This window comes from Corallococcus sp. AB018 (assembly GCF_003986945.1).
Classification (GTDB): Bacteria; Myxococcota; Myxococcia; order Myxococcales; family Myxococcaceae; genus Corallococcus; species Corallococcus exiguus.
In genome coordinates this window covers 1-1,528 of sequence record NZ_RAWR01000441.1, presented here as the reverse complement: position 1 = coordinate 1,528, position 1,528 = coordinate 1, and the positions used below count along the sequence as shown (strand labels likewise).

The 1,528-nt window shown below is 69.8% G+C and carries 2 protein-coding genes; both read right to left on the bottom strand.

The annotated features are described in order from the left end of the window. The coding region (locus D7Y11_RS42585) for a hypothetical protein (RefSeq protein WP_126936515.1) at positions 1–743 on the bottom strand (743 nt) is incomplete at its 3' end. Between the two features lie 60 nt (positions 744–803). Then, positions 804–1,528: hypothetical protein (locus tag D7Y11_RS43650; RefSeq protein WP_158642069.1), on the bottom strand; the 725-nt coding region annotated here is incomplete at its 5' end.

The following is a 1,528-nucleotide window of genomic DNA, read 5'->3' as shown; positions in this document are numbered from 1 at the left end:
CGCCCGTCCCGCCCCAGCAGGGCGCGCATCGCCACGCGGTCCTGGGTCACGTCCAGCCGAGACAGCACGACCTCCGGGGGCAGCCGCACGGCCTGCTTCGCGTTCGCGCGCTGATCCGCCAGTCCAGGGAAGCGCTCCGGCTTCACGCGCAGCCCCACCTGGAGCAGCGTCTTGCCCTTGCGCTTGGTCTTGAGCTTCGTCTTGCCGCTGCTGCCGCGGCCGTAGCGCTTGCGCTTCTGGACGTGCTCCACGACGGACAGGTGCAGGTGCGTGCCATCCGCGAAGCGGCCGTGCAGGGACAGCCACGCGTCGGTGAAGTCCTCGCAGTCCCACCGCCCCCGCTTGAGCTTGCCCACGCTCTTGCGCGCGTCATCCTCCGGCGCCAGGTCCAGCTTCACGTCCACCGGCGCGTTCGCGTCCAGGTCCACCTGGAACCGCTGGAGCAGCGCGGACACCAGCCCGTAGCGCCGGTTGTCCAGGTCCGTGTGCTTCGAGCGCATCCAGAGGATGCAGAGGGCGATGCTCGTCGCGAAGAGCGCGGCGGCCAGCAGCCACTGCGTCAAGACGGTGAACGAGATGCTGAGGCACAAGAAGACCCAGGAGCCGATCCCCACCGCGATCCGTGTCTTCTCCGCCCGCGAGTCCAACCCCGCCAGCGCCCTCAGGTCCGCCAGCACCTCCGGCACCGGGGCACGGGTTTCATAGACATACGTCTTCTTGAATTCGGAGGTGTCGAGCGCCACGGTGGAGAGCCTTGTTCAGCGGAGACAGGTTGGGGAGCGTAGGAGGCGCTCCCGGGCGGGTCAAACCGACTCACGGCGTCCGCGCGCGGCCTGCAGCTTCGCGCGTCGGCGGGTGTAGCCCAGCACCTGGTAGATGCTCAGGAGCATCATCGTCGCGGTGCGGGACGCGTCGTCCTTCTCCAGCGCATTCTTCCAGAAGGCGGGGGCCTCCGGGTCTCCCGTCTCGCGCCCCGGCCGCGCCACCCATTCGTCGGACAGCCGGGCGCGCAGGGACAGCCGGCCCGCGGCGACGCGCACCCGCTCCAATTCGACCTTCCGGGGCAGGCGCGTTGCGGCGGTGGCGCGGACCTTGAGCCGCTCCAGTCCCGGGTAGCGCTCCGGCTTCACGCGCACGGACACCTCCAGCCGGGCGAAGCCCTTGCGCTTGGTCTTCGTCTTCGTCTTGCCGCTGGCGCTCGTCTTGGAGCGCTCGCGCTTCTGGAGCCGCTCCACCATGCGGATCCGCACGAAGGCGCCGTCCGCCAACCGCGTCTCCAGCGTGAACCACGGGTCGACGAAGAAGTCCGTGTTCCACCAACCCACCATGTCCTGATTCACGCGCTTGTCGAGCACGTCCGGCGGACGCAGGTCCAGCTTGAGCCGCACCGGCGCGTCCGGGGCCAGGTCCATCTCCAGACGCTGGAGCAGCACCTGGGCCAGGCCGTAGCGCCGGTTGTCCAGGTCGCGCGGCTTGAGGGCGTAACGCCACAGGAAGAGGAGGAGCCCCACGACGAGCAGCGCCCCGC